At 59.9% G+C, this 24,656-nt stretch carries 24 protein-coding genes; 16 read left to right on the forward strand and 8 right to left on the reverse strand.

What is annotated here, in order from left to right; all coding sequences use genetic code 11:
* The first annotated feature begins 56 nt into the window (after positions 1 to 56).
* From PMI34_RS02345 to PMI34_RS02320, 6 genes are all read left to right on the forward strand, one after another.
* Positions 57 to 494: a hypothetical protein gene (locus PMI34_RS02345; RefSeq protein WP_008053717.1), complete on the forward strand. Its 438-nt coding sequence runs from the start codon at positions 57 to 59 to the stop codon at positions 492 to 494.
* Between the two features lies 1 nt (position 495).
* On the forward strand, positions 496 to 1,074 hold the full coding sequence (locus tag PMI34_RS02340) for a hypothetical protein (RefSeq protein ID WP_008053721.1): 579 nt from the start codon (positions 496 to 498) through the stop codon (positions 1,072 to 1,074).
* Positions 1,075 to 1,139: 65 nt separating this feature from the next.
* Positions 1,140 to 1,982: a hypothetical protein gene (locus tag PMI34_RS02335; protein WP_008053723.1), complete on the forward strand. Its 843-nt coding sequence runs from the start codon at positions 1,140 to 1,142 to the stop codon at positions 1,980 to 1,982.
* A gap of 61 nt (positions 1,983 to 2,043) precedes the next feature.
* Positions 2,044 to 2,724 (forward strand): C39 family peptidase, encoded by a 681-nt coding sequence (locus PMI34_RS02330; RefSeq protein ID WP_008053725.1) that lies wholly within the window; start codon positions 2,044 to 2,046, stop codon positions 2,722 to 2,724.
* Positions 2,725 to 2,750: 26 nt separating this feature from the next.
* Positions 2,751 to 3,512, forward strand: a complete 762-nt coding sequence (locus PMI34_RS02325) for a hypothetical protein (protein ID WP_008053726.1) — start codon at positions 2,751 to 2,753, stop codon at positions 3,510 to 3,512.
* A gap of 46 nt (positions 3,513 to 3,558) precedes the next feature.
* Positions 3,559 to 4,830, forward strand: coding sequence for a transporter (locus PMI34_RS02320; protein ID WP_008053728.1), 1,272 nt, complete (start codon positions 3,559 to 3,561; stop codon positions 4,828 to 4,830).
* A 53-nt stretch (positions 4,831 to 4,883) separates the two neighbouring features.
* Here the strand turns inward: PMI34_RS02320 and PMI34_RS02315 are convergent, their stop codons facing one another.
* Positions 4,884 to 6,209 carry a sigma-54 dependent transcriptional regulator gene (locus PMI34_RS02315; protein WP_008053729.1) on the reverse strand — a complete coding sequence of 442 codons (1,326 nt, stop codon included), beginning with the start codon at positions 6,207 to 6,209 and terminating at the stop codon, positions 4,884 to 4,886.
* A 342-nt stretch (positions 6,210 to 6,551) separates the two neighbouring features.
* On the opposite strand from PMI34_RS02315, the gene PMI34_RS02310 reads away from it, so the two are divergent.
* The 3 genes from PMI34_RS02310 (at position 6,552) to nhaB (ending at position 9,975) form a co-directional block, all read left to right on the forward strand.
* Positions 6,552 to 6,818, forward strand: a complete 267-nt coding sequence (locus tag PMI34_RS02310) for a hypothetical protein (protein ID WP_007970062.1) — start codon at positions 6,552 to 6,554, stop codon at positions 6,816 to 6,818.
* A 286-nt stretch (positions 6,819 to 7,104) separates the two neighbouring features.
* Entirely contained in the window at positions 7,105 to 8,394 is a 1,290-nt protein-coding gene (locus PMI34_RS02305; protein WP_008053730.1) for a hypothetical protein, read from the forward strand.
* A 78-nt stretch (positions 8,395 to 8,472) separates the two neighbouring features.
* Positions 8,473 to 9,975 carry a sodium/proton antiporter NhaB gene (nhaB, locus tag PMI34_RS02300; protein WP_008053731.1) on the forward strand — a complete coding sequence of 501 codons (1,503 nt, stop codon included), beginning with the start codon at positions 8,473 to 8,475 and terminating at the stop codon, positions 9,973 to 9,975.
* Between the two features lie 99 nt (positions 9,976 to 10,074).
* Here nhaB and zwf read toward each other — a convergent pair whose 3' ends face one another.
* Entirely contained in the window at positions 10,075 to 11,598 is a 1,524-nt protein-coding gene (gene zwf / locus PMI34_RS02295) for a glucose-6-phosphate dehydrogenase (protein WP_008053733.1), read from the reverse strand.
* The gene (gene gnd / locus PMI34_RS02290) at positions 11,595 to 12,575 is read right to left on the reverse strand and encodes a phosphogluconate dehydrogenase (NAD(+)-dependent, decarboxylating) (protein ID WP_008053736.1); all 981 of its coding nucleotides are present in this window, start codon (positions 12,573 to 12,575) and stop codon (positions 11,595 to 11,597) included. The genes zwf and gnd overlap by 4 nt, the downstream gene beginning before the upstream one ends.
* 272 nt (positions 12,576 to 12,847) lie before the next feature.
* On the opposite strand from gnd, the gene PMI34_RS02285 reads away from it, so the two are divergent.
* The 3 genes from PMI34_RS02285 to PMI34_RS02275 all read left to right on the forward strand — a co-directional run bounded on the left by PMI34_RS02285 (position 12,848) and on the right by PMI34_RS02275 (position 15,343).
* Positions 12,848 to 13,030 (forward strand): DUF6026 family protein, encoded by a 183-nt coding sequence (locus PMI34_RS02285; RefSeq protein WP_008053738.1) that lies wholly within the window; start codon positions 12,848 to 12,850, stop codon positions 13,028 to 13,030.
* 198 nt (positions 13,031 to 13,228) lie between these two features.
* Positions 13,229 to 14,965: a phosphoethanolamine transferase CptA gene (locus PMI34_RS02280; RefSeq protein ID WP_008053739.1), complete on the forward strand. Its 1,737-nt coding sequence runs from the start codon at positions 13,229 to 13,231 to the stop codon at positions 14,963 to 14,965.
* Positions 14,966 to 15,133: 168 nt separating this feature from the next.
* On the forward strand, positions 15,134 to 15,343 hold the full coding sequence (locus PMI34_RS02275; protein ID WP_008053741.1) for a hypothetical protein: 210 nt from the start codon (positions 15,134 to 15,136) through the stop codon (positions 15,341 to 15,343).
* Between the two features lie 81 nt (positions 15,344 to 15,424).
* Here PMI34_RS02275 and PMI34_RS02270 read toward each other — a convergent pair whose 3' ends face one another.
* From PMI34_RS02270 to zapE, 3 genes are all read right to left on the reverse strand, one after another.
* Complete coding sequence (locus PMI34_RS02270; RefSeq protein WP_008053742.1) at positions 15,425 to 15,916, reverse strand: GNAT family N-acetyltransferase; 492 nt, start codon at positions 15,914 to 15,916, stop codon at positions 15,425 to 15,427.
* A gap of 118 nt (positions 15,917 to 16,034) precedes the next feature.
* A complete protein-coding gene (locus PMI34_RS02265) occupies positions 16,035 to 16,616 on the reverse strand; it encodes a DinB family protein (RefSeq protein WP_008053743.1) in 582 nt (193 codons plus the stop codon).
* A 15-nt stretch (positions 16,617 to 16,631) separates the two neighbouring features.
* The gene (gene zapE / locus PMI34_RS02260) at positions 16,632 to 17,750 is read right to left on the reverse strand and encodes a cell division protein ZapE (protein WP_008053745.1); all 1,119 of its coding nucleotides are present in this window, start codon (positions 17,748 to 17,750) and stop codon (positions 16,632 to 16,634) included.
* A 159-nt stretch (positions 17,751 to 17,909) separates the two neighbouring features.
* Between zapE and PMI34_RS02255 the strand changes: the two genes are divergently transcribed.
* Positions 17,910 to 18,962 (forward strand): aldo/keto reductase, encoded by a 1,053-nt coding sequence (locus tag PMI34_RS02255; RefSeq protein ID WP_008053746.1) that lies wholly within the window; start codon positions 17,910 to 17,912, stop codon positions 18,960 to 18,962.
* Positions 18,963 to 19,093: 131 nt separating this feature from the next.
* Here the strand turns inward: PMI34_RS02255 and speB are convergent, their stop codons facing one another.
* Positions 19,094 to 20,053 carry an agmatinase gene (speB, locus tag PMI34_RS02250; protein ID WP_008053748.1) on the reverse strand — a complete coding sequence of 320 codons (960 nt, stop codon included), beginning with the start codon at positions 20,051 to 20,053 and terminating at the stop codon, positions 19,094 to 19,096.
* Between the two features lie 20 nt (positions 20,054 to 20,073).
* Positions 20,074 to 21,165, reverse strand: coding sequence for a polyamine ABC transporter substrate-binding protein (locus PMI34_RS02245; protein ID WP_008053750.1), 1,092 nt, complete (start codon positions 21,163 to 21,165; stop codon positions 20,074 to 20,076).
* A gap of 101 nt (positions 21,166 to 21,266) precedes the next feature.
* Here PMI34_RS02245 and PMI34_RS02240 point away from each other — a divergent pair, with 101 nt between their 5' ends.
* From PMI34_RS02240 to PMI34_RS02230, 3 genes are all read left to right on the forward strand, one after another.
* On the forward strand, positions 21,267 to 22,160 hold the full coding sequence (locus tag PMI34_RS02240; RefSeq protein ID WP_008053752.1) for a LysR family transcriptional regulator: 894 nt from the start codon (positions 21,267 to 21,269) through the stop codon (positions 22,158 to 22,160).
* 164 nt (positions 22,161 to 22,324) lie between these two features.
* Positions 22,325 to 23,431: an enoyl-CoA hydratase/isomerase family protein gene (locus tag PMI34_RS02235; RefSeq protein WP_008053755.1), complete on the forward strand. Its 1,107-nt coding sequence runs from the start codon at positions 22,325 to 22,327 to the stop codon at positions 23,429 to 23,431.
* A gap of 3 nt (positions 23,432 to 23,434) precedes the next feature.
* Positions 23,435 to 24,586: an acyl-CoA dehydrogenase family protein gene (locus PMI34_RS02230; protein WP_008053756.1), complete on the forward strand. Its 1,152-nt coding sequence runs from the start codon at positions 23,435 to 23,437 to the stop codon at positions 24,584 to 24,586.
* Positions 24,587 to 24,656 lie beyond the last annotated feature (70 nt).

Consider the following 24,656-nt stretch of genomic DNA (forward strand, 5'->3'; position numbering starts at 1 on the left):
GCTCTCTCCTTCTCACAACCGACCAGAGCCAGCCCACATGAGAAGGAAAGAGCGTCGTGGGGATACTCGATAAAAGAGTCTTGACGTGCCTGCTGCTGATCGCAAGCGCTGCAGGCACGTTTCTCAGTTTCGCCGTTCAAGCCGAAGGCAACGGCGTCATCGTGCTTGATCGCACCATTCACTCAACCCCTATCGGTCGCAACGGCGGCAGAGATCCGAACCCGAACACCGTCAATGCCAACCCGTCGACCCGCGTCACCGGCGAACTCAGCGACGCCGACATTGCCGGGGTCACCACCGGAACGGCCCTTCGCCACAACAACGGTCAAAGCCCGGGTGGCATGCAAGGCCTCAACGTCGTCACCAACCCCAACGGTTTGCCCGGCATGTCCGTCGGCCACGGCGGTGGCAGCGGCAGCGCGATTTCCGGAACCATCAACCGCGCCATGAGCAGCGGCCTCGGCTCACTGGGCAGAATGGCGGGAGGCCAATGAGATGAGTCGATCCCTGCTGCTACTTGCCCTGTTCGGTTGCACCAGCGTAATGGCGGATTCGGTCGTCAGTTCGGTGAACAACGCCACCCTTCAGGATTCCGGTACCCAATACCGGGGCAACTTCAACGTCAACCAGGCGGCTGGCGACCGACAGCAGCAGGCCAACGTCCGCGCGATCGCCATTGGTACCCAGGCGGGTGCGACCACCAGCGTCCAGCAGAACATCACCACGCCCGCCAATCCGTCCATGGATGCGACGGCCACTGTCGGCGGCTCCTCCTTCAGTAATGGCAACGGTGTGCTGGGCGTCAACCAGGGCGTCGGGGCGAACAACCAGATGGCCAACGCCATGCGCGTCAGCATCAGCGCTGCACCGCAAGCCATTGACGATAGTGCGCTTTCTCAACAGAACGTGGCGTTGCTACCGAACTCTGGAGCAACTGGCGCCCCAAACGGCAGTCGCCAGGTCGTGACAAGCGACCAGGCCTTCACCGGCAGCCGGGGAGTGATCCAGGTGAACCAGAGTGCCGGGGTGGGGAACCGAATGGCTAACACCCTGAGCATCCGGGTCGCAGACTGACCCCCGATACAGTGCGATCAGGGAAGTACCAACACTTGACAGACAAATGAGCACGGAGAAACACCATGAACCCGACAACGGCTCTCAAACCTCTGGCTTTCGCTCTGGCAGCTGTGATGGCATTCGCAGCACAAGCAGGCGGTCTTGATGATCACGAGCAGGGCAATGGACAAGGTAACAACCATCAGCCCAAAGGCCCGACGCTGGAACAAATCATGCAGATAACAGCAGGTGCCGGGGCCGCCGTGCTGGACTCGCAGAAAAACAGTGGCAGCAGCGTATTGAATCGGGACACCACGAACGACGCTCGAATCGATGACTCCCTGAACAACTCCAACGGCAACATGGGCGCCAACGTTGCAGCCGGTAACGGCAACCAGCAAGACAACGCCGCCGCCCTTGCCACGGCTGACGAAAGCTTCATCTTCGGCACCGCGGTCGCCGTCTCCAGCGCGACTCAGAAGAGCACCGGCAACACCGCCAGGAACAACTCCAACACTAACAACACAACGCTCAATAACGCAGGCAACAGCGGTTCCGGCAACATCGGCATCAACGTGACCACCGGCGACTTCAACCAACAGAAAAACAACCTGGCGATTGCCGTTTCGGGCGGTCGTGTAGCAGTAGCTGCGGCGGCGGCCAACCAAAGCACGTCCGGGCTGAACGTCACCAACAACGCCCATACGACTGATTTCGTAGCCGTAGGTGTACTGGGTCTGTCTGGCGTAACCACTCAACAAGTGATGACGCCAGAGGGCTGGAAACCCCCTGTCACCAACAATGCTTCGATAACGGGCTCGATGAACAACTTCTCCGGTAACGGCGGAGCCAACGTATCGTCTGGCGTGGGCAACCAGCAAAGCAACTCGCTGTCCATCGCCGCGGGCTGCAAGTCTTGTCAGTAATCGCGATGGCAACGCAAGCTCCGGCGACGGTTTTTTTCCACAGTCCCAAGGCGTATCGATCATGCGTAAGACTGTCCTTTTCGCCCTGCTCTGCCTGTCTGGCCTGACCCAGGCTGCACAGATGCCGGTCGCCGCCCTGCCGGGTGGTGTGCTGGTGTACAAGCACGTACAGAGTTTGCGCGAGCGAAAGTTCAGCGACATCGTCGAACAAAAAACCGATTTCAGCTGCGGCGCCGCCGCGCTGGCAACAATACTGCGCCAGGCCTATTGGCTCGATGTCGATGAGGAGCACATCATCAAAGGCATGCTGGTCACCGCAGACCAGGACCTTGTGCGTACCCAGGGTTTTTCCATGCTGGACATGAAGCGCTACATAGAGCGCATCGGCATGCGCGCCCGGGGCTACAGGATCCCGCCGCAAAGGCTCGAAGCCGTGACGATTCCGGTAGTGGTACTGATGGAAATTCGCGGCTACAAGCACTTCGTGGTGTTGCAGCGGGCGGACAGGAACTGGGTGTATATCGGCGACCCGGTACTCGGACACAAACGCTACGCCCATGATGACTTCGTCAAAGGCTGGAATGGCATTATTTTCGCTATCGTCGGTCCCGGTTACGACAAAACCAACGCGTTACGCAGTCCACCGGAACCGCTGACAGCCAAGAACAAGATGGATAACTTCAACCCGGTCAAAGATGCTGAATTGATGGATTTTGGTTTCATACAGAGCGACTTCTTTTAATCGCCAACAAGATGATAGGGGGCAGGATGCTCCGGGAGCAGCAAATGAAAACCTCGTATTGGGTGGTCGCTGCCTGTCTGGCAGCGAGCACTTCAGGTTTTGCTGATGAGTTCAGACCCATCGAAATCAAGGACGAGGAACTGGCCGGGTTGCGTGGCCGATATGTGATGCCGGGGCGGGTCATCAGCTTCGGTGTCGTCATGAGCAGTACGTGGCGCAATGCCAGTGGTGACCTGATCGGAGCCTCCACCTCGATGCAGCTTCAAGCCGCAACGGTCAAGCCCGAGTTCTATGTTTCAACCATCAAGCAATCCGGTCATGGCGGTTCGTCCAGGTCGGGCAGCGGCCACGTGACGGGGGGCGCAGCCCTGAGCACTTCCCGGGGCATAACCCAGGTCACACGGGCCGCAGGCGATGGCAACAGCGCAAACAACAACATCGCCATCAACGTCAAGGAGGCCAGTACGGCCCCAGCACTGGTGCCGAGCCAGGGCCAGGCGCTGATAGCCGGTCAAACCATTACCGGCAGCAATGCCGCAGGCAGTGTCGCCGTATCCGCGACCGGCGGCGGTGTTCAGATGTCCATTACCGCCAACAACAACCAGGGCACAAGCCTGCAACAGGTCGCCCAAGGCGGGTTGCTGCAAAACACCCGGTTGCTGGGCAGCAGCAATATTGTGGACAACATGACTCAACTCAACGTGGTGCTCAACAATAATGGCCCGAGTGCGGGTGTACTGGAGTGCAACCTCAACCAACTCGCTGCATTACGGACCATGGGGTATTGAACTACGCTGAGTCTGGACCATTGGGCACAAATGGACGGTTTATTTCATGTACCGATCAGTATCACTGCGTGCAGTTGCATGCTTGAGTGCTCTACTCCCGGCAGCGATATTGCAGGCAGCACCTGACCCGGAACTGGTAGCGCTCAAACAAGAGCTTCTGGAGTTGAAACAACGATACGAAGTCCAGCAAAAGGCCCTGGCGGTGCTCGAGCAGCGAGTTCGCCAGGTCGAAGAGCAGCCCGCTTCGCCCCCACCCAAACGCCTGGCCAAGTCGCCAGCGGATCTCAAAGGCAATCCAGCGGTCGCCGCCGGGGGCAGCGGCAGTTCTTATGGACAATCGCTGGTCAGTGACTCGCAACCGGCGCAAAGCGTTTCAAACCTGTATGACGAGGCCAGCGGGTTCTTCGGCGGAGGCAAGTTCAGCGTCGAAACCGGGATCACCTACTCCCGGTACGATACCCGCCAACTGATCCTCAACGGGTTTCTCGCCCTGGACTCGATCTTCCTGGGCTCCATCAACCTGGACCGGATCAAGGCCGACACCTGGACGCTTGACCTCACCGGCCGCTACAACTTCAACAATCGCTGGCAGTTCGACCTTAACGTGCCGGTGGTCTACCGTGAGTCCACGTATCAGTCCGGTGGCGGCAATAGCGGCGCCGCAAACATCACGACCGAAGATACCGTCAAGGAAGACCCGACCATAGGTGACGTCAACTTCGGTATCGCCTACAAATTCCTCGACGAATCGGCCAACACGCCGGATGCCGTGGTGACCTTGCGCGTCAAGGCACCTACCGGCAAAGACCCGTTCGGCATCAAGCTGGTCCGGGTGGCCGATAACTCAAACCTGGCCGTGCCTGAATCCTTGCCTACCGGTAATGGCGTCTGGTCGATCACGCCAGGGATCTCGCTGGTCAAGACGTTCGATCCGGCAGTGCTGTTCGGCAGCCTGTCCTACACCTACAACATGGAAGAGTCTTTCGACGACATCAGCTCCAACCCGGCGGTCAAGACACCGGGCAAAGTACGAATTGGCGACAGCTTCCAGATTGGCGCCGGTATCGCGTTCGCCTTGAACGAAAAGATGAGCATGTCGTTCTCGGTCTCTGACCTGGTGCAACGCAAAAGCAAGCTCAAGGAAGATGGCGGGGATTGGCAATCGGTGGTCTCCAGCGATGCCAACGCCGGTTACTTCAACATCGGCATGACCATTGCTGCCACCGACAACCTGACCATCGTGCCCAACCTGTCCATCGGCATGACGGACGACGCCCCGGACTTCCAGTTCAGCCTGAAACTCCCTTACTACTTCTGACCCGAACAAAAAAACCGCTGCAATGGCAACGGCTTTGGGTTTGCGGCCGGGATTCAGCGAATCTGGTGCTTGTGCAACAACCGGTAGAAAGTCGGTCGCGACACACCTAATACTTTGGCGGCGACACTCAGGTTATCGCTGTGGCGACTCAATACATCGCACAATGCCTGGCGTTCGGCCCGGGATTTGTATTCTTCGAGGGTGCCCATCGGCGCGGCGATCGCATGCTGACTGATCAACCCCAGATCACGGGCCTCGATCTGCCGCCCTTCGGCCAACACCAGCCCGCGACGGACGCGGTTGGCCAACTCGCGAACATTGCCTGGCCAGTCGTGTTTGCCCATGGCAATCAACGCGTCGTCGCTGAAACTGCGTGGGCGACGCCCGGTTTCATGGCTGTAGAAATGGGAGAAGTGGTTGGCCAGCACCGCCAGGTCGCCATGACGCTCGCGCAGCGGAACGGTCGCCACTTGCAGTACGTTCAAACGGTAATACAGGTCTTCGCGAAAGCGTTTCTTCTCGATGGCGGCTTCCAGGTCAACGTTCGTCGCCGCCAGAACCCGAACATCCACCTCAATCGGCTGACTGCCGCCGACCCGCTCGATGTGTTTTTCCTGGAGGAAACGCAACAGATTGGCCTGCAACTCCAGTGGCAGGTCACCGATCTCATCGAGAAACAAAGTGCCACCGTTGGCGGCTTCTATCCGTCCGATCTTGCGTTGGTGCGCGCCGGTAAATGCGCCTTTCTCATGGCCAAACAGCTCGGACTGGATCAAGTGTTCAGGGATCGCCCCACAATTGATCGCGATAAAGGGTTTGCTGTGACGGTGGGACAGACGATGCAGGGTTCGTGCGACCAGTTCCTTGCCAGTGCCGCTTTCACCGCGAATCAGTACTGGAGATTCGGTCGGGGCCAGTTTGCTCAAGAGCTTTCGCAGTTCACGGACAGGTTTGCTGTCGCCCAGCAATTCGTGCTCGGGCTGGTCAACATGGACCGTACCCTGCCCGCGCAACCGCGCCATGCCAAACGCCCGGCCCAGTGTCACCTGAACCCGGTGCACGTCGAACGGCAAGGTATGAAAGTCAAAAAACCATTCACAGACAAAGTCACCGACATTTTGCAGCCGCAATACTTCCTGATTGAGTACGGCAATCCACTCGGTACCGCTGCGGCTAATCAATTCCTTGACAGCCTCCGGGTGCTCAAGGTGCGAGGGCTGCAAGCGCAGCAAGCCCACGTCACAGGCTCGGTCAATGGCGTTCTCCAGCGTGCAGCTGTCAACGTCCCAACCGATGGCGCGCAATCCAGGGAGCAGGCGATGGCAATCGTCACAGGGGTCCACCACTAACAAACGTCGTAAGGCAGGCACATCGCTCATGACTGTTCCTTGGCGCCAAATTTACGAAAATTTATTAAAAACAGTCATTTGGCAGACCTGACTGTAACATTAGCAAGAATTTGACAGGGCCTTGTACTGTTTGACTATAGGGGTGCTGGAAAAGCAGTTATAAGTTTCGAATATGTTAGTCACCTAACGACTCTTTCCTTTCATTCAGCTTTCAATGTCAGGCTCATTTTTGAGTCTGTGAAATAAAGTGGAAATTTCTTTTGATTGTGTGTGACCCGAACCCCGGTTGCGGGCATCAGTACAAGTAACCCGCCGAACGGTAAGCCCAACCCTCGGCACATCACTTGATTGGGCATACAGAGAGAAGACCCTATGAACGCCCCGTTGCGTATCAACGAAGCACTTCTGATTGCCGACCGCGCATTTAAACCATTCAAGTGCGTGGCCTGGGCTCCACAAGACGGTAATGGTGAGCTCAGCCTGACCGTTATCGACCGCACCAGCACCAGCATTGGCCGCAAGCAGATTCCAAGCAGCGCCTATTCCGATCCCGCGCAACTCGAACTGCTGCTGGAACAGGCTCGCGCCGAATTGAGCGAGGAAGGTTACACGCTGCAGTCGTGGTCGATGCCGCACTAATCGTTTTGCGGATTACTCCGGGGTAATCCGCGCCCTTCTCCAGTCTTTAGTTCGCAGGTTATTCTGGCCGCGGGCACTATTTGACACTGTTTAATTCAAACTTTGCATGCGCCTGATACTTTGCAGGCTCGCCATTGGTTCGAAAAGACACTGTTGTGGCACACAACGACCCTCCGTCTGTTAGTTCTTACCGTTGTGCATCCCGCCATTCAGGGATTGAATATTCTTCTTATCAAGTCGCCACCCAAACTTCTGGAGCATGACGACTCGCAAGGAGACGCGGTGCATGTCTATCCAGTCCGCTTTTGCCTACCCCGCCACCCGGCATAACGCCGGGGCCCTTGACTCGTCGTTTGCCGCCAACGGCAAAACCCAGGTCTATTTCGCCGACAGCCTTTTCAGCCTGGCCAATGACGTTGCGATCGATGCGCAAGGTCGCTTGCTGATAGCCGCGAAAGTCGGCATGGCCGATGGCAGCCGCTTTGGCCTGGCGCGCTTGCTGACCGATGGCTGCGCAGACCTGACGTTCGGCAAACAAGGCAGTGTCATCGGGCAATTCGAACCGGGGTTCGAAGCCATGGCCACCAAGGTCCTGATCCTGCCCGACGGCAATATCCTGTTGGCCGGCCTGCAATACGAAAACGCGTACCGCACGCTCCCGGCCCTGGCGTTGCTGGATCAGGATGGCGGCCTGGTGCAAGGCTTTGGCGATAATGGCCGCCGTGTTGTGCGATTGCCTGGCGACCTGTCCCTGGGCATGCGCGATGTCTGGCTGCCTCCCGGTGTGCCCGGCGCGGAAGTCTGCGATGTGGCCGTACAGCAAGACGGCCGAATCCTGATCCTGGCCAACCATCACTTCGAACTGGCCGATCACGTCGGCATGTTGATACGACTGGATGTCGAAGGCTCGCTGGACTGCTCGTTCAATGGCCGCGGCTTCGTGATGGTCAGGCACCTTTTGATGAATACCTGGCTCAGCAGTCTGACGGTACAACGTGATGGCCGAATCCTGGTCGGTGGATCGATCAACTTTCCCGAGGAAGGCTTGTTGGCACGCTATCACCCGGACGGGCGCCTCGACGACCGTTTTGCCGTGGACGGATTCATGACCTTCAAGGCGCAAGGGCATGGCGCCCGGGTCAGCCGGGTGGTCCAGCAAAACGAAGGCGAAATCCTGTGCTTTGGCAGCAGTCGCGAGCCGATGCACTGCCTGACATTCAAATTGCACAGCAACGGTCGAGCCGACAGCCATTGCAACGGAGGACACCCCCAGCGGCGGGAAATCGGTTACAACGGATGCCAGTGGACCGCCGCGCAGTTACAGCCCGATGGCAGTGTACTGACGGCGGGCGCCACCATCGGCGGCGTCGAAGCAGACTTCATTCTCGGGCGGTGCCTGCCCAATGGCCTTCCCGATCGCCGTTTTGGCAAAGGCAGCGGCTATACCCGTACCCGCCTCGGCCCCAGCCTGGATACCGCCACCTGTGTCGCCGCGCAATCCGATGGAAACATTGTCGTGGGAGGCTTTTCGCTGCACGGAAACTACAAGGCGGTCATCGCTCGCTTTCGGGGTTAAACACCGGCTTTTTTACTGCGCTTGATCTTCTGGCGTGCTTACGGCAAGTTGCGCGCTTCTCAAGACAAGGAGCAGCCGATGTCCGGTTCAATGGCCCAGGCGTTCGCGCACAACTTTCTCGGGCACTCGCCCCGTTGGTACAAGGCCTGCATCGTCGGCTTTCTGATTCTCAATGCCCTGGTGCTGTGGACCGCAGGTCCGGTGGCTGCCGGCTGGCTCCTGGTGCTGGAGTTCATTTTCACCCTGGCCATGGCGCTCAAATGCTATCCGCTGATGCCCGGCGGCCTGCTGCTGATTGAAGCCCTGCTGCTGAAGATGACCACACCCCAGGCGCTGTACGACGAGTTGCTGCACAACTTCCCGGTGATCCTGCTGCTGATGTTCATGGTGGCCGGTATCTATTTCATGAAGGACCTGTTGCTGTACCTGTTCTCGCGCCTGTTGCTCGGGGTCCGCTCCAAGGCCCTGCTGGCCCTGATGTTCTGCTTTCTGTCGGCCTTTCTGTCGGCGTTCCTCGACGCTTTGACCGTAACCGCCGTGATCATCAGTGCCGCCGTAGGCTTTTACTCGGTGTATCACCGCGTCGCCTCGGGCAACGATCCGCGTCAGGACAGCGAGTACAGCGACGACAAACATCTGCCCACCCTGCATCAGGGCGATCTGGAACAGTTCCGCGCCTTTCTGCGCAGCCTGCTGATGCACGGTGCCGTGGGCACCGCACTGGGCGGTGTCTGTACGCTGGTCGGTGAACCGCAGAACCTGCTGATCGGCCATGAAATGGGCTGGCACTTTTCCGAGTTCTTTACCCGGGTTGCACCGGTATCCCTGCCGGTCCTGGTTGCCGGGCTGGTAACCTGCGTCCTGCTGGAAAAGCTGCGCTGGTTCGGCTACGGCACGCTGCTGCCGGATAACGTCCGTGCGGTGCTGGCCAACTACGCCGCCGAAGACAATGCCGAGCGCACCACGCGTCAAAGTGCAGCGCTGCTGGTACAAGGCTTTGCCGCATTGATTCTGATTGCCGGGCTGGCGTTCCACATCGCCGAAGTGGGTTTGATCGGTCTGATGGTCATCGTGCTGATCACCGCCTTTACCGGCATCACCGACGAACACCGCCTGGGCACCGCGTTCAAGGACGCCATGCCGTTCACCTCATTGCTGGTGGTGTTTTTCGCCGTGGTCGCGGTTATCCACGACCAACAACTGTTCGCCCCGCTGATCCACTGGGTGCTGACGCTGCCGGCGGACCAGCAACCGGGCATGCTGTTCATTGCCAATGGCCTGTTGTCCGCCATCAGCGACAACGTGTTCGTGGCGACCATTTACATCACCGAAGTCAAACGCGCTTTCATGGCGGGTGAGATGACCCGTGAGCATTTCGAAACCCTGGCCATTGCGATCAATACCGGCACCAACCTGCCAAGCGTGGCGACGCCCAACGGGCAGGCGGCGTTCCTGTTCCTGCTGACGTCGGCGATTGCACCGCTGGTGCGCCTGTCTTATGGGCGAATGGTCTGGATGGCGTTGCCGTACACCGTGGTGATGGGCTTGCTCGGGTGGTATGCGGTGAGCTACTGGCTGTAACTCCCCAACCCTGTGGGAGCGAGCTTGCTCGCGATGGCGGCGGCACATTCACATCCAAGTGCCTGACAGACCGCTATCGCGAGCAAGCTCGCTCCCACATTATCCGAGGCGGTGCCAGACGCGACCGTCACGGGTGAGCAGTTCTTCGCCGGCCTTGGGGCCGTTTTCTCCGGCGGCATAGCGCTGCACGCTGGAATCCTGTTGCCAGGCATCCAGGAACGGCTGCACGGCGCGCCAGCCATTCTCGATGTTGTCGGCGCGCTGGAACAGCGTCTGGTCGCCCGTCAGGCAATCGTAGATCAGGGTTTCGTAGCCGGTGGACGGCTGCATCTCGAAGAAGTCCTTGTAGGCGAACCCCAGCTCGATGTTGTCCATTTTCAGGGCCTGACCCGGGCGCTTGGCCAGCAGGTCGAACCACATGCCTTCGTTCGGCTGGATCTGAATGCGCAGGTAGGTCGGCTGCAACTCATCGACCTCGGTATCACGGAACTGCGCATAGGGCGCCGGCTTGAAGCAAATCACGATCTCGGTGTCACGCACGCTCATGCGCTTGCCGGTCCGCAGGTAAAACGGCACGCCGACCCAGCGCCAGTTATCGATCATGACCTTGAGGGCCACATAGGTTTCGGTATTGCTGTCGGGGGCGACGTTGTTTTCCTCGCGATAGCCCGGCAGTGCCTTGCCGTCGATCTCACCGGCGGCGTATTGGCCGCGCACCGAGTTGACGCGGGCCTCCTCCACCGTCCAGGGCCTGATCGCGCCAACGACCTTGGCTTTCTCGCCGCGCACCGCATCGGCGCCAAACGCCGCGGGTGGCTCCATCGCCACCATCGCCAGCAACTGGAACAGGTGATTGGGCACCATGTCCCGCAACGCACCGGTGTGCTCATAGAAACTGCCACGGGTTTCCACGCCAACGGTTTCGGCGGCGGTGATCTGCACGTGGTCGATGTAGTGATTGTTCCAGAACGCTTCGAACAGGCTGTTGGAGAACCGGCTGACCAGGATGTTCTGTACGGTCTCCTTGCCCAGGTAATGGTCGATGCGATAGATCTGCTTTTCCGTCATCACTTTGAGCAGGCAAGCGTTCAAGGCTTCGGCCGTTTGCAGGTCGGAGCCGAAGGGTTTTTCGATCACCACCCTTCTGAAGGCCTCGGGGGTTTCCTCCAGCAAGCCGGCCGAGCCGAGGCGGCGCACCACTTCGCTGAAGAAACGTGGCGCGGTGGCCAGGTAGAACACCGCATTGCCGGTACCGCTGTCGGCGATTTTCGCCGCCAGCGCTTGATAAGTGCTGTCGTCCAGGAAATCGCCCTGGACGTAGCTGATGCCTTTGGCGAGCTTGGTCCACAGTGCCGGGTCAAGGGCTTGATCGCCCTTGCCGGTCCTGGTGGCCACCTCGTTGCGAATGAAGTCTTCGAGCTTTTTCGCGAAGCCTTCATCGCTGATGGCGTTGTGGTCAACGCCGATGATCCGCAGTCCATTGCCGAGTAAACCGTCACGGCTGAGGTTGTACAGCGCCGGCATCAGCAGGCGCTTGACCAGATCGCCGTGGGCGCCGAACAGGAACAAAGTGGTCGGCGGTGCGGGTTCAGCCTTGGATTTTCTGCGGATCGTGTGGGTCATTTTTTCGAGGTCTCCACATGGCCGCCGAAGCCGAAGCGCTGGGCCGAGAGAATCTTGTCGCCAAATGAGCCTTGCCCGCGGGAACGGTAGCGGGAGAACAGCGAGTTCGACAGCACCGGCACCGGCACCGCTTGCTCCATGGCGGCTTCGATGGTCCATTGTCCTTCACCGCTGTCGGCCACGGACCCTGAGAAACCGTCGAGTTTCGGATCGCTGGCCAAGGCGTCGGCCGTCAGGTCCAGCAACCACGAGGACACCACGCTGCCACGGCGCCACACTTCGGCGATATCGGCGACGTTCAGGTCGAAACGCTGGTCTTGCGCCAAGCTCTCGCTGTTTTTGGTCTTGAGGATGTCGAAGCCTTCTGCAAACGCCTGCATCATTCCGTATTCGATGCCGTTGTGGATCATCTTCACGAAATGCCCGGCGCCAGCCGGACCTGCATGAATGTAGCCACGCTCGGCACGATCGTCGTCGGACTTGCGGTCCTTGGTGCGCGGGATGTCGCCCATGCCCGGGGCCAGGGTTGCGAACAGCGGATCGAGGCGCTTAACGGTCTCGGCGTCGCCGCCGATCATCATGCAGTAACCGCGCTCCAGGCCCCAGACGCCGCCGGATGTTCCGACGTCGATGTAGTGCAGGCCTTTTTCCGACAGGGTCTTGGCCCGGCGGATATCGTCCTTATAGAAGGTGTTGCCGCCGTCGATGATGGTGTCGCCGGCTTCGAGCAAGGTGCTCAGGGTGTCGATGGTTTCTTCGGTCGGCGCGCCGGCCGGCAGCATGACCCAGACCGCACGCGGCCTGGCCAGGCCAGCGACCAGCGCCGACAGATCAGTGACGCCAGTGGAGCCCTCTGTGGCCAAGGCTTCGACAAAGGCGGTATTGCGATCGTAAACAACGGTGGTGTGCCCGTTGAGCATCAGGCGTCGCGCAATATTGCCGCCCATGCGGCCCAGTCCAATAATCCCGAGTTGCATGTGCTGATGCTCCCTACTACAAATTAAAGTGTGTCAAAGGTTATAGCCCAACGCGACTCATGAGGTTAGTCCAGAGCGTTGGCATGAAGTTTCCGGGCATTGTGCCCGATCCTGATGGATAACGTCGGGAATCAAACCGAAGACACAACGACCATGAAAAATAAAAAAGTTCCCTTTGGGGGCAAAAGAAATCAAAATTGGCGCCGATAGTAGGTCAGCCCCGGATTTCGAGGCGCACCTACAGTTGAGACACGCCATTTGCGAGGTGAGCAATGGGCACAGTACATACCGCACTGCCAGCACAAACTCTTTACGTCACTATCCGTCGCGATGAATTGCGCCAGTTGAAAGACGAACGCGATCAATTGAAACAGGAACTGGCGCAACTGCGGCTGTTGCTGCAAGTCAGTCAAGTGCAGCCCCTGGCTGTGGTGCAACGCGCCCCACTCGCCTGATTCCCTCCTTTGAAGCGGGAGCAGCCTGCACTGCTTCCGCACCGGCTCACGCCCTGCCACCCTTGGCAACTCACAAAATTTTCACAATTGTTACACGACAATTACACGTTTAGGCCGCCTGATTCCGCGCGGCCATCGTTCGTCGTCCGCGGTATCCAAGTCCCGGCGGTGGTAGTGAATTCTCGGCTGGAGCGCTGAATGTCTTTGTGTAAACGCAGCAAAACGACTGCGGCAGGTTTCGATTGGGCCGGTTTTGTCTGGCTGTTTGTATTCTTCTGGTACTTTTCCGGCATTACCCAACTACTGATCCAGTTGACTGGCACGTCCGGCTTTACCGGATTCCGCCAGGCCTTCGTCATGAGCGCCATCTGGCTGGCGCCGACGTTGCTGTTCCCCCGGCAAACCCGCGCCATGGCTGCCGTGATCGGCGTCGTGCTGTGGGCGTGCTCCATGGCGAGCCTGGGGTACTTCTTCATTTATCAGCAGGAATTCTCCCAGAGCGTCATCTTCATCATGTTCGAATCGAACGTGGCTGAAGCCGGCGAGTACATGACCCAGTACTTTGCCTGGTGGATGGTCCCGGCGTTCCTGGCTCATACCGCTTTTTCCTGGTTCCTGTGGACACGCCTGCGCCCGGTGTACCTGTCCCGTGGCAAGGCGCTGGTCGCGACAACAGCCCTTCTGTTCGCCGTGGTCGCCTATCCGCTGATCAAGCAGACCCAGCGCACCGGCAGTTTCGCCGCCGGCTTCGAGAAATTCGAAACCCGCATTGAACCAGCGGTGCCATGGCAGATGGCCGTGGCCTATCACCGTTACCTCGACACCCTGGCCGGAATGCAGGACATGCTGGAAAGCGCCAGCAAGATTCCACCGCTGCACAATCTCAAGGACGCCATGGCCAACGCGCCTGCGACCCTGGTGCTGGTGATCGGCGAGTCCACGAACCGTCAGCGCATGAGCCTGTACGGCTATCCCCGGGCAACCACGCCGGAACTGGACAAGCTCAAGGATCAACTGGACGTTTTCGACAACGTCATCACCCCGCGCCCCTACACCATTGAGGCGCTGCAACAAGTCCTGACCTTCGCCGACGAAGAAAACCCGGACCTGTACCTGTCGACGCCATCGCTGGTCAGCATGATGAAACAAGCGGGCTACAAGACCTTCTGGATCACCAACCAGCAGACCATGACCAAGCGCAACACCATGCTCACGACCTTCTCCCAGCAGGCCGACGAGCAGGTGTACCTGAACAACAACCGCAACCAGAACGCCGCCCAGTACGATGGCGACGTGATCGAGCCGTTCAACAAGGCCCTGGCCGACGGGGCACCGCGCAAACTCATCGTCGTGCATTTGCTCGGCACGCACATGAGCTACCAGTACCGCTACCCGTCGACCTTCGACAAGTTCCAGGACCGTGTCGGCGTGCCTGCCGGTATTCGCGATGACCAGTTGCCGACGTACAACAGCTATGACAATGCCGTTCTGTACAACGATTTCGTGGTGTCCAGCCTGATCAAGGACTACGCCAGGACCGAGCCGAACGGCTTCCTGCTGTACCTGTCCGACCATGGCGAAGACGTGTTCGATTCCGTGGGCCACAGCACCCTGGGGCGCAACGAGAACAAGCCGACAGCACCGATGTACACCATTCCGTTCATGGCCTGGGCTTCGCCGAAATGGCGCGCAACCCATGACTGGAACCTCGTCGGTGATCTGTCGCGTCCTTACAGCAGCTCACACCTGATCCACACCTGGGCCGACCTGGCCGGCCTGAGTTTCGACGAACTCGATCGCAGCAAGAGCGTGGTCAGCGACAGCTTCAAGGCTCGGCCATTGATGATCGGCAATCCCTATGAGCGTGAGCAACGGGCGTTGATCGACTTCAGTCTGATGAAGCCCAGGACGCCACCGACGGTCGTCCAGCAGTAATCCTTTCAGGGGCCGGTTCCGGCCCCTTTTTCATGTCCCCGTTGCAGCCATGCAGGTCGTTGGTGAAGTTCATTCCCATTTAACCGAATCGGCGGATAATGCCATTTCGACACTGCTTCATTGATTCATGGACGAAAGGCATCCGACATCTGTAGTGGGAGGCAAACCATGAAACGCACCGCAATGATTCTCGCCGGCCTGATGGCCTTGGGCTCAACCAGCGCTTTTGCCGAAGGCGGAGCCGAACGCATGCGCTATTACTACGAAAGCCTGCGACTGGCCCAGCAAGAAGCCCTGGGCCACCCTATCCAAAGCACTGAGCTGCGGGTTCCGGACGATCAAACCGCACAAATGACTGAAACCTACAGACCGAAATGATCCATGGTCTTTTGACTGCGACGCCAGGGTCGCACAAGACTGTCGGGCGTCCTGATGGACGCCCTTTTTTTGCCTGTTGAATCAGAGGCTCTTGGTCCAGAACAGCATCCGCCCGTGAGCCGGGTCGAACATGCCGGCGGCGAAACCGGCTTTTTCATAGGAACCCTGGGCCACGGCATTGCCTTCGAGCACTTCCAGCGTGAGCTTGCAGCAGCCACGCTGACGGGCGATGTCCTCGACCTTTTGCAGCATCTTCTGGCTCAAGCCCAGGCCGCGAAATTTTTTCACCACCGACACATCGTGCACATTGACCAGCGGCCGGCAGGCGAAGGTCGAGAACCCTTCGAAGCAATTGACCAGCCCGGCCGGCTCGCCACCGACAAAGGCCAGCACACTGAAGGCGTGGGGACGCCGGGCAAGCTCTGCCGGGAGTTGCTCCAATACATTGGCCGGCAACGGCTGGCCGCCCCCCATCGGGTCCTCGGCGTAGTGGTTCAACACCAGACAAATAGCCTCGGCATGCACCGGATTGGTGTAACTGGCCTGAAGCACAAGAATTTCTGCGGAGTCCATTTCCATCCTCGATCACACATGAAGTAGCCCCCAGCATGTATTTCACGCTGAAGTGCGCGCTGACCATAGCGCGAGCACCGTGCCGACGACAATCGCAACCGAGGAAATCTTTTGGCGCTCAAGCGCCCCAGATCAAGGCTTCGGTCCATCCCAGCTCGGCAAAGTCCTCGGCGCGCAAGTGCGACTCACCGGCGCAGAAAAACTCGTCGAGTTGCGGTGGCTTGACCGACGTACCGCTGAGCATGGCGTGAACCTGGCCGCGGTGATGGATCTGGTGTTCAAACAAATGGGACAGCAGGCGCAAGCGACTGTCGTATTGCGGGGTGTCCCGGGCGATGGTCACGATTTTGCCGAGGTCGGCATCGCGCATCTGCTCACAGTAGGCGATCAGCCGGCGGTCGACGCGGGCCTGTTCGCCAATGAGATCCGTCGCTACGAGACAGGGCTCGTCTTCCTTGAAAAACACCCGGCAATCGGGATGCGGGTCGTCGCCACGCAGTTCGCGCTCCAGAGCGTCCACATAGAACCAGTCACAGGTGAGGATGTGGTTGAGGGTGGCGCGGATCGTCGGGAAGAAACTGACCCGGGGTGCGCTCAGTTCCTGCGGGCTCAACTGACGCCAGGCCTTGGCCAGTCGGTGATTGGCCCAGGCGTTTTGATAAGCCATGGTCAGCAAATGGTGCGACAGGGGCTGATTCATCTTCGCTGCTCCCGATCAAACTTCGGCAAACCGCTGCAGTTGCATTTCCTGCAATCGACTGAGGGTGCGGCGGAACGGGAATTCCAGATAACCCTCGGTGTAAAGCGACGCCATGGGCACTTGCGCTTCAAGGTACAGCGGCACCTTGCGGTCGTAGCACTCGTCCACCAGGGCAATGAACCGTCGCACACCGTCGTCATGCACCGACAACTGCGGCAACTCGCGATCCCCCGCGTCCACCCGCTCGACACCGTCCTCGGTGCCGCGGGCAATGCGCCCGGCGCGTTTCTGTGCGCTGAGGTTGGGCACGTCACTCAACAGAATAGCGCCGTAGGTATCGCACAGGGCGATGAAATCCATGGCCGCGAAGGGTTGCTCGCACAGCGCGGCGTAACGGGTCCAGAGCACCGTCGGACTGGCCTTGACCACCCCGAGGGAGCGGTAGCCGACCTGGATCGGGTCGCACGATACTGACTGGCCGACGCTCAGCACCTGGAACACTTCATCCAGCGCGCCGGGCCTGCCGGGCTCGGCCACCCAGTAGCGTTGCAAGCCCGCCCCCGGATGCAGGCGATGGTCTTCCCCGCCATCCACCGCAATCACCTGCATATGCTGCTTGATCGCCGCGATGGCAGGCATGAAACGGTCGCGATTGAAGCCGTCGGCGTACAACTGGTCCGGCGGCAGATTGGACGTACAGACCACCACCACGCCCTGTTCGAACATCACCTGGAACAGGCGCCCGAGAATGATCGCGTCGCCGATGTCATTGACGAACAGCTCATCGAAACACAGCACCCGCACTTCTTCGGCCAGTTCACGGGCCAGCGCCTTGAGCGGATCGGCGGTGCCGGTCAGTTGAAACGAGCGCTGGTGCACCCAGCCCATGAAGTGGTGAAAGTGCTGGCGCCGCGCCGGTACCCGCAGGCTTTGGTAGAACTGGTCCATCAACCAGGTCTTGCCCCGCCCCACCGGCCCCCACAGGTACACGCCGGAAATGGGCGCGCGGCCTTCGTGCAGCGCCTCGTGGCACTTTTGCAGAGCCCACACGGCATGCTCCTGAGCCTCGTCCTGGACGAAGCCCTTTTGTTCGATGGCATGCTGCCAGGCGCTCAAGGGGGAATCGATAGTCATGGGCGGCAGTATGCCATTGCATATCGATAACGCGACCAGTGATCGGCGAATTAATGCAGGAAGGGAAAGCGCCTTGACGCATTAGATTATTACCATCATATTTAATAGATGTTTATTGAAATCTATTAAATCTTGTCGCCGTCCCTCTGGAGCCATCCCATGCATTACAAAGTTTTCGGTCGTAAAACCGGCTTGCGTGTTTCCGAACTGGCGCTGGGCGCCGGCAATTTCGGTACCGGCTGGGGCCATGGCGCCGAGCGTGACGAAGCCAGGCGCATGTTTGATGGCTACCTGGAAGCCGGCGGCAACTTCATCGATACCGCCAATGGTTATCAGGGCGGGCAGTCCGAAGCCATGCTCAGCGAATTCATCGCCGCTGAACGGGATCGCCTGGTCATCGCCACCAAATACACCCTCGGGACTACACCGGCGGCCGGCATTTCCCACACTGGCAACAGCCGCAAGAACATGGTGCGCGCCGTCGAAGAGAGCCTTAAACGGCTGAAGACCGAGCATATCGACCTGTTCTGGGCCCATATGAGCGACGGCGTCACGCCTATGGAAGAGATCCTGCGCGGCTTCGACGATCTGGTCAGTGCCGGCAAGATTCATTACGCCGGGCTGTCGAACTTCCCCGCGTGGCGCATCGCCCGTGCCGACCTGCTGGCCGAGGTACGTGGTTTTGCACCGATTGCCGCGATCCAGGTCGAGTACAGCCTCGCCGAACGCACCGCTGAGCGTGAACAACTTCCGATGGCCGAAGCCCTGGGCCTGGCCGCAACCTTGTGGTCGCCGCTGGGTGGCGGCTTTCTCACCGGCAAGTATCGCAACAGTGAGGGTGACAATCGCGCGAACAAGCTCGGTATGCTGATTCACGCCGAAAAAAGCGCCCGGGAAACCGTCCTGCTCGACACTTTGATCGATGTCGCCGCAGAACTGGACGCCAGCCCGACCCACGTGGCCATCGCCTGGCTGCGGGAAAAGGCCAGACGCTCGACCACAGCGCTGATTCCGATCCTCGGTTCCCGGACCCGGGAGCAACTGGACGCCACGTTGAGCGCGCTGAATGTGCAATTGAGCACCGAACAACTGGCACGACTGGACGGCGTCAGTGACGTGGCCAAAGGCGTGCCGCACGAATCCATCAGCGGGTCCTTCGCACGGTTCAGCGGTGGCCAGATCCTCGACCTGCCAACCATTCCAGTGGCCTGACACCTATCAAAAGTGTGGGAGCGGCGGTGCGGCGATCCGACTTGCTCGCGAAGGCGTCGTGTCAGTCGACATAGTTGTTGAATGACACACCGCTTTCGCGAGCAAGCCCGCTCCCACATTTCGACCGTGTACTACTTATCGACCTTATGTCTGGCCGCATACAGACACAGCATCTCCATCGCCAATGTCGCCGCCGCCAGTGACGTGATCTCCGCGCTGTCATAGGCCGGAGCCACTTCCACCACGTCCATGCCCACCAGATTGATTCCGCGCAGCCCGCCGAGGATCTCCAGCGCCTGCACCGTGCTCAAGCCGCCGCACACCGGTGTTCCGGTGCCAGGAGCGAATGCCGGATCGAGGCAGTCGATGTCGAAGGTCAGGTACACCGGGTTATCGCCGACCCGCGCGCGAATCGCCTCGACAATCGCTTCGCAGCCACGGCGATGCACTTGCCGTGCGTCCAGCACCTGAAAGCCCTGATGATCGTCATTGGTGGTGCGCAAGCCGATTTGCACCGAGCGCGACGGATCCACCAGCCCTTCCCTGGCCGCGTGCCAGAACATGGTGCCGTGGTCGATGCGCTTGCCCTCTTCGTCCGGCCAGGTGTCGCTATGGGCGTCGAAGTGAATCAGCGACAACGCCCCGTGCTTGCGGGCATGGGCCTTGAGCAGTGGATAGGTGATGAAATGGTCGCCGCCAAAGGTCAGCATCGCCGTGCCGGCGCCAAGGATGTGCTCGGCGTGGGCCTCGATGCATTCCGGCGTCGACTGCGGCGAGCCGTAATCGAAGTCGCAATCGCCGTAGTCGATGACCGCCAGGTGATCGAACGGATCGAAGGCCCACGGCCAGTGCCGTTCCCAGGCGATCCCGGCAGAGGCGGCGCGAATGCCCCGTGGTCCGAAGCGGGCGCCGGGGCGGTTGCTGGTGGCGGTGTCGAACGGTACGCCACTGACGGCCACATCAACGCCTCGCAGGTCACGGCTGTAACGGCGACGCATGAAACTGGTAATGCCGGCGTAGGTGCTTTCGGCGGCCGTGCCGTACAGGCTGTCACGGGTGATGGCTTGATCGTTCTGCATCGGGACGTCCATTGAAGGCTCCTTCTCTTTTCTTATTGGCGGCTACGGAAAGTGGTCCACAGGCGGGTGCGCTGGCGCATGTCCTTGAGGTCCATGCTGCGGTCGGCGTACAGCCGCTCGCGCACGTCAGCCAGAGGGTAGATGTCCGGATCTGTGCGCACCGCTTCATCCACCAGCGGCGTGGCGGCCTGGTTGGCGGTGGCGAAGAACAAAGTGTTGGTCAGTGCCGCCACGGACTCGGGGCGCAACATGAACTCGATAAAGGCGCGGGCGGCTTCGGGGTGCGGCGCGTCCTTGGGGATCGCCAGGTTGTCCTGCCATACGAGGGTGCCTTCCTTGGGAATGCGGTAGGCGATTTCATAGGGTTTGTTGGCCTTGCGTGCCTGATCGGCGGCCATGCTCGCGTCGCCGTTGTAGGTCAGCGCCAGGCACACGCTGCCGTTGGCCAGATCGCTGATCTGCCGCCCGGTGGCGACGTACAGCACATTCGGCTGTAGCTGATGCAGCAACGCCTCGGCGGCTGACAGATCGTTCTTGTCGGTGCTGTAGGGATCTTTACCCAGGTAATGCAGCGCCAGCCCGATCACTTCCTGAGGCGAGTCGAGAATGGCGATGCCGCAGTCCTTCAACTTGCTCGCGTACTCGGGCTTGAACAGCATATCCAGACTGTTGAGCGGCACCCCCGGCAAGCGCTGCTTGAGCGCCTCGACGTTCATGCCCAAACCCAGGGTGCCCCAGGTGTAAGGCACGCCGTAACGGTTGCCCGGATCGACGGCGGCGAGTTTTTCCAGCAAGTCCGGATCGAGGTTGGCGTACCCCTTGAGTCCTTCGTGGGGAATCGGTTTCAACGCACCGGCCGCAAGCCCCCGGGCCAGCACGCTGGAGGATGGCACCACCACGTCATAACCGCTGCCGCCCGTGAGCAACTTGGTCTCCAGTACTTCTGAAGAATCAAAGGTGTCATAGCGCACATGAATGCCGGTTTCCTGCTCGAACCGTTGCAAGGTTTCGGGGGCGACGTAATCGGCCCAACTGTACAGATTGACCACCTTGTCTTCGGCCTGGGCCGATGCGGCCATGGCAAGAAACAGCGCGGGTAAACACAGCTTGAACATGGGAGCCATGACGAACACCTGACCGGAGGAAGTGGTTGCAGGATGCGTCGTCGGATACATTGGTGAAATATCAAGTTAATTAACCTGACTTTATGACGGAGTAATGTTTGATGCTCGGCCAACTGCATGATCTGGATCTGCAATTGTTGCGTCTGTTTGTCAGCGTGGTGGAGTGCGGCGGCTTCAGTGCCGCCCAGGGCGATTTGGGGTTGAGCCAGTCGAGCATCAGCCAGCAAATGGCCAAGCTGGAAACCCGTCTCGGCTATCGCTTGTGCAGTCGCGGCAAGGGAGGGTTCAGGGTCACGCCCAAGGGCGAACAACTGCTCAGCGCCACCCGTGGATTGTTCCAGTCCATCGAAGCCTTCCGTCATCAATCCAACGGCGTGGCCGGGCGCCTGATCGGCGAAGTGCGCCTGGGTCTGTCCGAAGCCCTGGATCAATCGGTGCTGCAACGGGTAGCCGAGGCGATCCGGCGCTTCCGTGAGCGGGACGAGTCAGTGCGCATCGAACTGATCAGCGCCATGCCCGGTGAAATGGAGCGCTTGCTGCTGCAACAACGACTGGACCTGGCCATCGGCTATTTCTCGCAAGTGCAAAGCGCGTTTGACTACCGCCAATTGTTCATTGAAACCCAGCATCTGTATTGCGCCCCCGGCCATCCGCTGTTCACCAACCCGGCCCCCAACGATCAGGATCTGCAGGCCTGCGACCGGGTCGATCACCCCTACCGTTTCCTGCGCAGTGACGAACCTTTCCAGGGCAAGTTGTGTTCGGCGCGCTCCGAACAAGTCGAAGGCACCCTCGCCTTCATCCTTTCCGGCAAGCATGTCGGTTACTTGCCCAACCACTTCGCCCGTGGTTGGGAAGACAAGGGTTTACTCAGGGCCGTGCGCCGAGACGACATGAGTTTCGATGTCGCGTTTCATCTGGCCCGGCACCGGGCACAGGTGGCCGGCGATGCGCAGAACGCCTTCGAAGAGGATCTGCTCGCGGCGTTTGCCTGATTTCGCCTTGGTCTACGCTGTAACAATATCGGACATCAACATGCAAAAATGCGCAGATAACCTGCACTTATCCGGGTTGTAGAACGCAAATTTGCACTGTTACGATCCGCCATCGCTCGCGCGCGAGCATCTCGATAAAGAACAATAAAAGCAGGGAGTTAGTGATGACTGCTCAGGTTTCATCGAAGGGGGCGCTGTCCCTGGATGCCATGCAGAACGAAGTGCTGGCCGAGGTTCGCAACCACATCGGTCATCTGACCCTCAACCGCCCCGCCGGCCTCAATGCCCTCACCCTCGACATGGTGCGCAACCTGCACCGCCAGCTCGACGCCTGGTCCCAGGATCCGCAAGTCCATGCCGTGGTCCTGCGCGGTGCCGGCGAAAAAGCCTTCTGCGCCGGCGGCGACATTCGCTCGCTGCATGACAGCTTCAAAAGCGGCGACACCCTGCACGAAGATTTCTTCGTCGAGGAATACGCCCTGGACCTTGCGATCCACCACTACCGCAAACCGGTGCTGGCCCTGATGGACGGTTTTGTCCTCGGCGGCGGCATGGGCCTGGTGCAAGGCGCGGACCTGCGGGTGGTCACCGAGAAAAGCCGCCTGGCCATGCCGGAAGTCGGTATCGGCTATTTCCCGGACGTCGGCGGCAGTTACTTCCTGCCGCGCATCCCCGGTGAACTGGGGATTTACCTCGGCGTCAGCGGCGTACAGATTCGCGCCGCCGATGCGCTGTATTGCGGCCTGGCCGACTGGTACCTCGAAAGCGACAAGCTGGGCACGCTGGACGAAAAACTCGACCAGCTCCAATGGCACGACACACCACTCAAGGATCTGCAAAGCCTGCTGGCAAAACTCGGCGTGCAGCAACTGCCTGATGCGCCACTGGCGACTTTGCGCCCGGCCATCGACCACTTCTTCGCTCAACCCGACGTGCCGAGTATTGTGGAGCAACTACGCCAGGTAACGGTCGCCGACAGCCATGAGTGGGCCGTCACCACCGCCGACCTGCTGGAAACCCGCTCGCCGCTGGCCATGGCCGTGACCCTGGAAATGCTCCGTCGCGGACGCGAGTTGCCGCTGGAACAATGTTTCGCCCTAGAGCTGCACCTGGACCGCCAGTGGTTCGAGCGCGGCGACCTGATCGAAGGCGTGCGCGCCTTGCTGATCGACAAAGACAAGACACCGCGCTGGAACCCGCCCACCCTTCAGGCGCTGGACGCCGAACACGTGGCGAGCTTCTTCAGCGAGTTTGACCGGAGCGAGAGCTGAGCCATGCACGATATCGAATTGAGCGAAGAACAAGTCATGATCCGCGACATGGCCCGGGATTTTGCCCGCGGCGAAATCGCGCCCCATGCCCAGGCTTGGGAAAAGGCCGGCTGGATCGATGACGGTCTGGTGGCGAAGATGGGCGAACTGGGCTTGCTGGGCATGGTGGTCCCCGAGGAATGGGGCGGCACCTATGTCGACTACGTGGCCTACGCCCTGGCGGTGGAAGAGATTTCCGCCGGCGACGGTGCTACCGGCGCCTTCATGAGCATCCACAACTCCGTCGGCTGCGGGCCTGTGCTGAACTACGGCAGCGAAGAGCAGAAACAGACCTGGCTGGCAGACCTTGCCAGCGGCCAGGTCATCGGCTGCTTTTGCCTGACCGAGCCCCAGGCCGGTTCCGAGGCGCACAACCTGCGCACCCGCGCCGAACTGCGCGACGGCCAGTGGGTGATCAACGGCGCCAAACAATTCGTCAGCAATGGCAAACGAGCGAAGCTGGCGATCGTGTTTGCCGTGACCGATCCGGACTTGGGCAAACGTGGCATCTCGGCGTTCCTGGTGCCGACCGACACTGCCGGTTTTATCGTCGACCGCACCGAACACAAGATGGGCATCCGTGCTTCCGATACCTGCGCCGTCACCCTGAACAACTGCAGCATCCCCGAGGCCAATTTGCTCGGCGAACGCGGCAAGGGCCTGGCCATCGCCTTGTCCAATCTCGAAGGCGGCCGCATCGGCATCGCCGCCCAGGCGCTGGGCATCGCCCGCGCGGCGTTCGAAGCGGCACTGGCCTATTCCCGTGATCGTGTGCAGTTTGGCAAAACGATCAATGAACACCAGAGCATCGCCAATTTGCTGGCCGACATGCACATGCAGTTGAACGCCGCGCGGTTGCTGATCCTGCACGCCGCGCGCCTGCGCACGGCCGGCAAGCCCTGCCTGTCGGAGGCTTCACAGGCCAAGCTGTTTGCTTCTGAAATGGCGGAAAAGGTCTGCTCGTCCGCGATTCAGATTCATGGCGGGTATGGCTACCTGGAAGACTATCCGGTGGAGAAGTACTACCGGGATGCGCGGATCACGCAGATCTACGAAGGATCGAGCGAGATTCAGCGGATGGTGATTGCCCGTGAACTGAAGAACTACCTGGTTTAAAAGCAAAAGATCGCAGCCTTCGGCAGCTCCTACACAAAGCCCTGTAGGAGCTGCCGAAGGCTGCGATCTT

Origin of the sequence: Pseudomonas sp. GM74 (assembly GCF_000282455.1) — a bacterium.
GTDB lineage: Bacteria > Pseudomonadota > Gammaproteobacteria > Pseudomonadales > Pseudomonadaceae > Aquipseudomonas.

Bases quoted from the DNA above. Each gene is read 5' to 3' on its own strand.
- PMI34_RS02340 (WP_008053721.1), top strand. From the start codon at position 496: ATGAGTCGATCCCTGCTGCTACTTGCCCTGTTCGGTTGCACCAGCGTA.
- PMI34_RS02335 (WP_008053723.1), top strand. From the start codon at position 1,140: ATGAACCCGACAACGGCTCTCAAACCTCTGGCTTTCGCTCTGGCAGCT.
- PMI34_RS02330 (WP_008053725.1), top strand. From the start codon at position 2,044: ATGCGTAAGACTGTCCTTTTCGCCCTGCTCTGCCTGTCTGGCCTGACC.
- PMI34_RS02325 (WP_008053726.1), top strand. From the start codon at position 2,751: ATGCTCCGGGAGCAGCAAATGAAAACCTCGTATTGGGTGGTCGCTGCC.
- PMI34_RS02320 (WP_008053728.1), top strand. From the start codon at position 3,559: ATGTACCGATCAGTATCACTGCGTGCAGTTGCATGCTTGAGTGCTCTA.
- PMI34_RS02315 (WP_008053729.1), bottom strand. From the start codon at position 6,209: ATGAGCGATGTGCCTGCCTTACGACGTTTGTTAGTGGTGGACCCCTGT.
- PMI34_RS02310 (WP_007970062.1), top strand. From the start codon at position 6,552: ATGAACGCCCCGTTGCGTATCAACGAAGCACTTCTGATTGCCGACCGC.
- PMI34_RS02305 (WP_008053730.1), top strand. From the start codon at position 7,105: ATGTCTATCCAGTCCGCTTTTGCCTACCCCGCCACCCGGCATAACGCC.
- nhaB (WP_008053731.1), top strand. From the start codon at position 8,473: ATGTCCGGTTCAATGGCCCAGGCGTTCGCGCACAACTTTCTCGGGCAC.
- zwf (WP_008053733.1), bottom strand. From the start codon at position 11,598: ATGACCCACACGATCCGCAGAAAATCCAAGGCTGAACCCGCACCGCCG.
- gnd (WP_008053736.1), bottom strand. From the start codon at position 12,575: ATGCAACTCGGGATTATTGGACTGGGCCGCATGGGCGGCAATATTGCG.
- PMI34_RS02285 (WP_008053738.1), top strand. From the start codon at position 12,848: ATGGGCACAGTACATACCGCACTGCCAGCACAAACTCTTTACGTCACT.
- PMI34_RS02280 (WP_008053739.1), top strand. From the start codon at position 13,229: ATGTCTTTGTGTAAACGCAGCAAAACGACTGCGGCAGGTTTCGATTGG.
- PMI34_RS02275 (WP_008053741.1), top strand. From the start codon at position 15,134: ATGAAACGCACCGCAATGATTCTCGCCGGCCTGATGGCCTTGGGCTCA.
- PMI34_RS02270 (WP_008053742.1), bottom strand. From the start codon at position 15,916: ATGGACTCCGCAGAAATTCTTGTGCTTCAGGCCAGTTACACCAATCCG.
- PMI34_RS02265 (WP_008053743.1), bottom strand. From the start codon at position 16,616: ATGAATCAGCCCCTGTCGCACCATTTGCTGACCATGGCTTATCAAAAC.
- zapE (WP_008053745.1), bottom strand. From the start codon at position 17,750: ATGACTATCGATTCCCCCTTGAGCGCCTGGCAGCATGCCATCGAACAA.
- PMI34_RS02255 (WP_008053746.1), top strand. From the start codon at position 17,910: ATGCATTACAAAGTTTTCGGTCGTAAAACCGGCTTGCGTGTTTCCGAA.
- speB (WP_008053748.1), bottom strand. From the start codon at position 20,053: ATGGACGTCCCGATGCAGAACGATCAAGCCATCACCCGTGACAGCCTG.
- PMI34_RS02245 (WP_008053750.1), bottom strand. From the start codon at position 21,165: ATGGCTCCCATGTTCAAGCTGTGTTTACCCGCGCTGTTTCTTGCCATG.
- PMI34_RS02240 (WP_008053752.1), top strand. From the start codon at position 21,267: ATGCTCGGCCAACTGCATGATCTGGATCTGCAATTGTTGCGTCTGTTT.
- PMI34_RS02235 (WP_008053755.1), top strand. From the start codon at position 22,325: ATGACTGCTCAGGTTTCATCGAAGGGGGCGCTGTCCCTGGATGCCATG.
- PMI34_RS02230 (WP_008053756.1), top strand. From the start codon at position 23,435: ATGCACGATATCGAATTGAGCGAAGAACAAGTCATGATCCGCGACATG.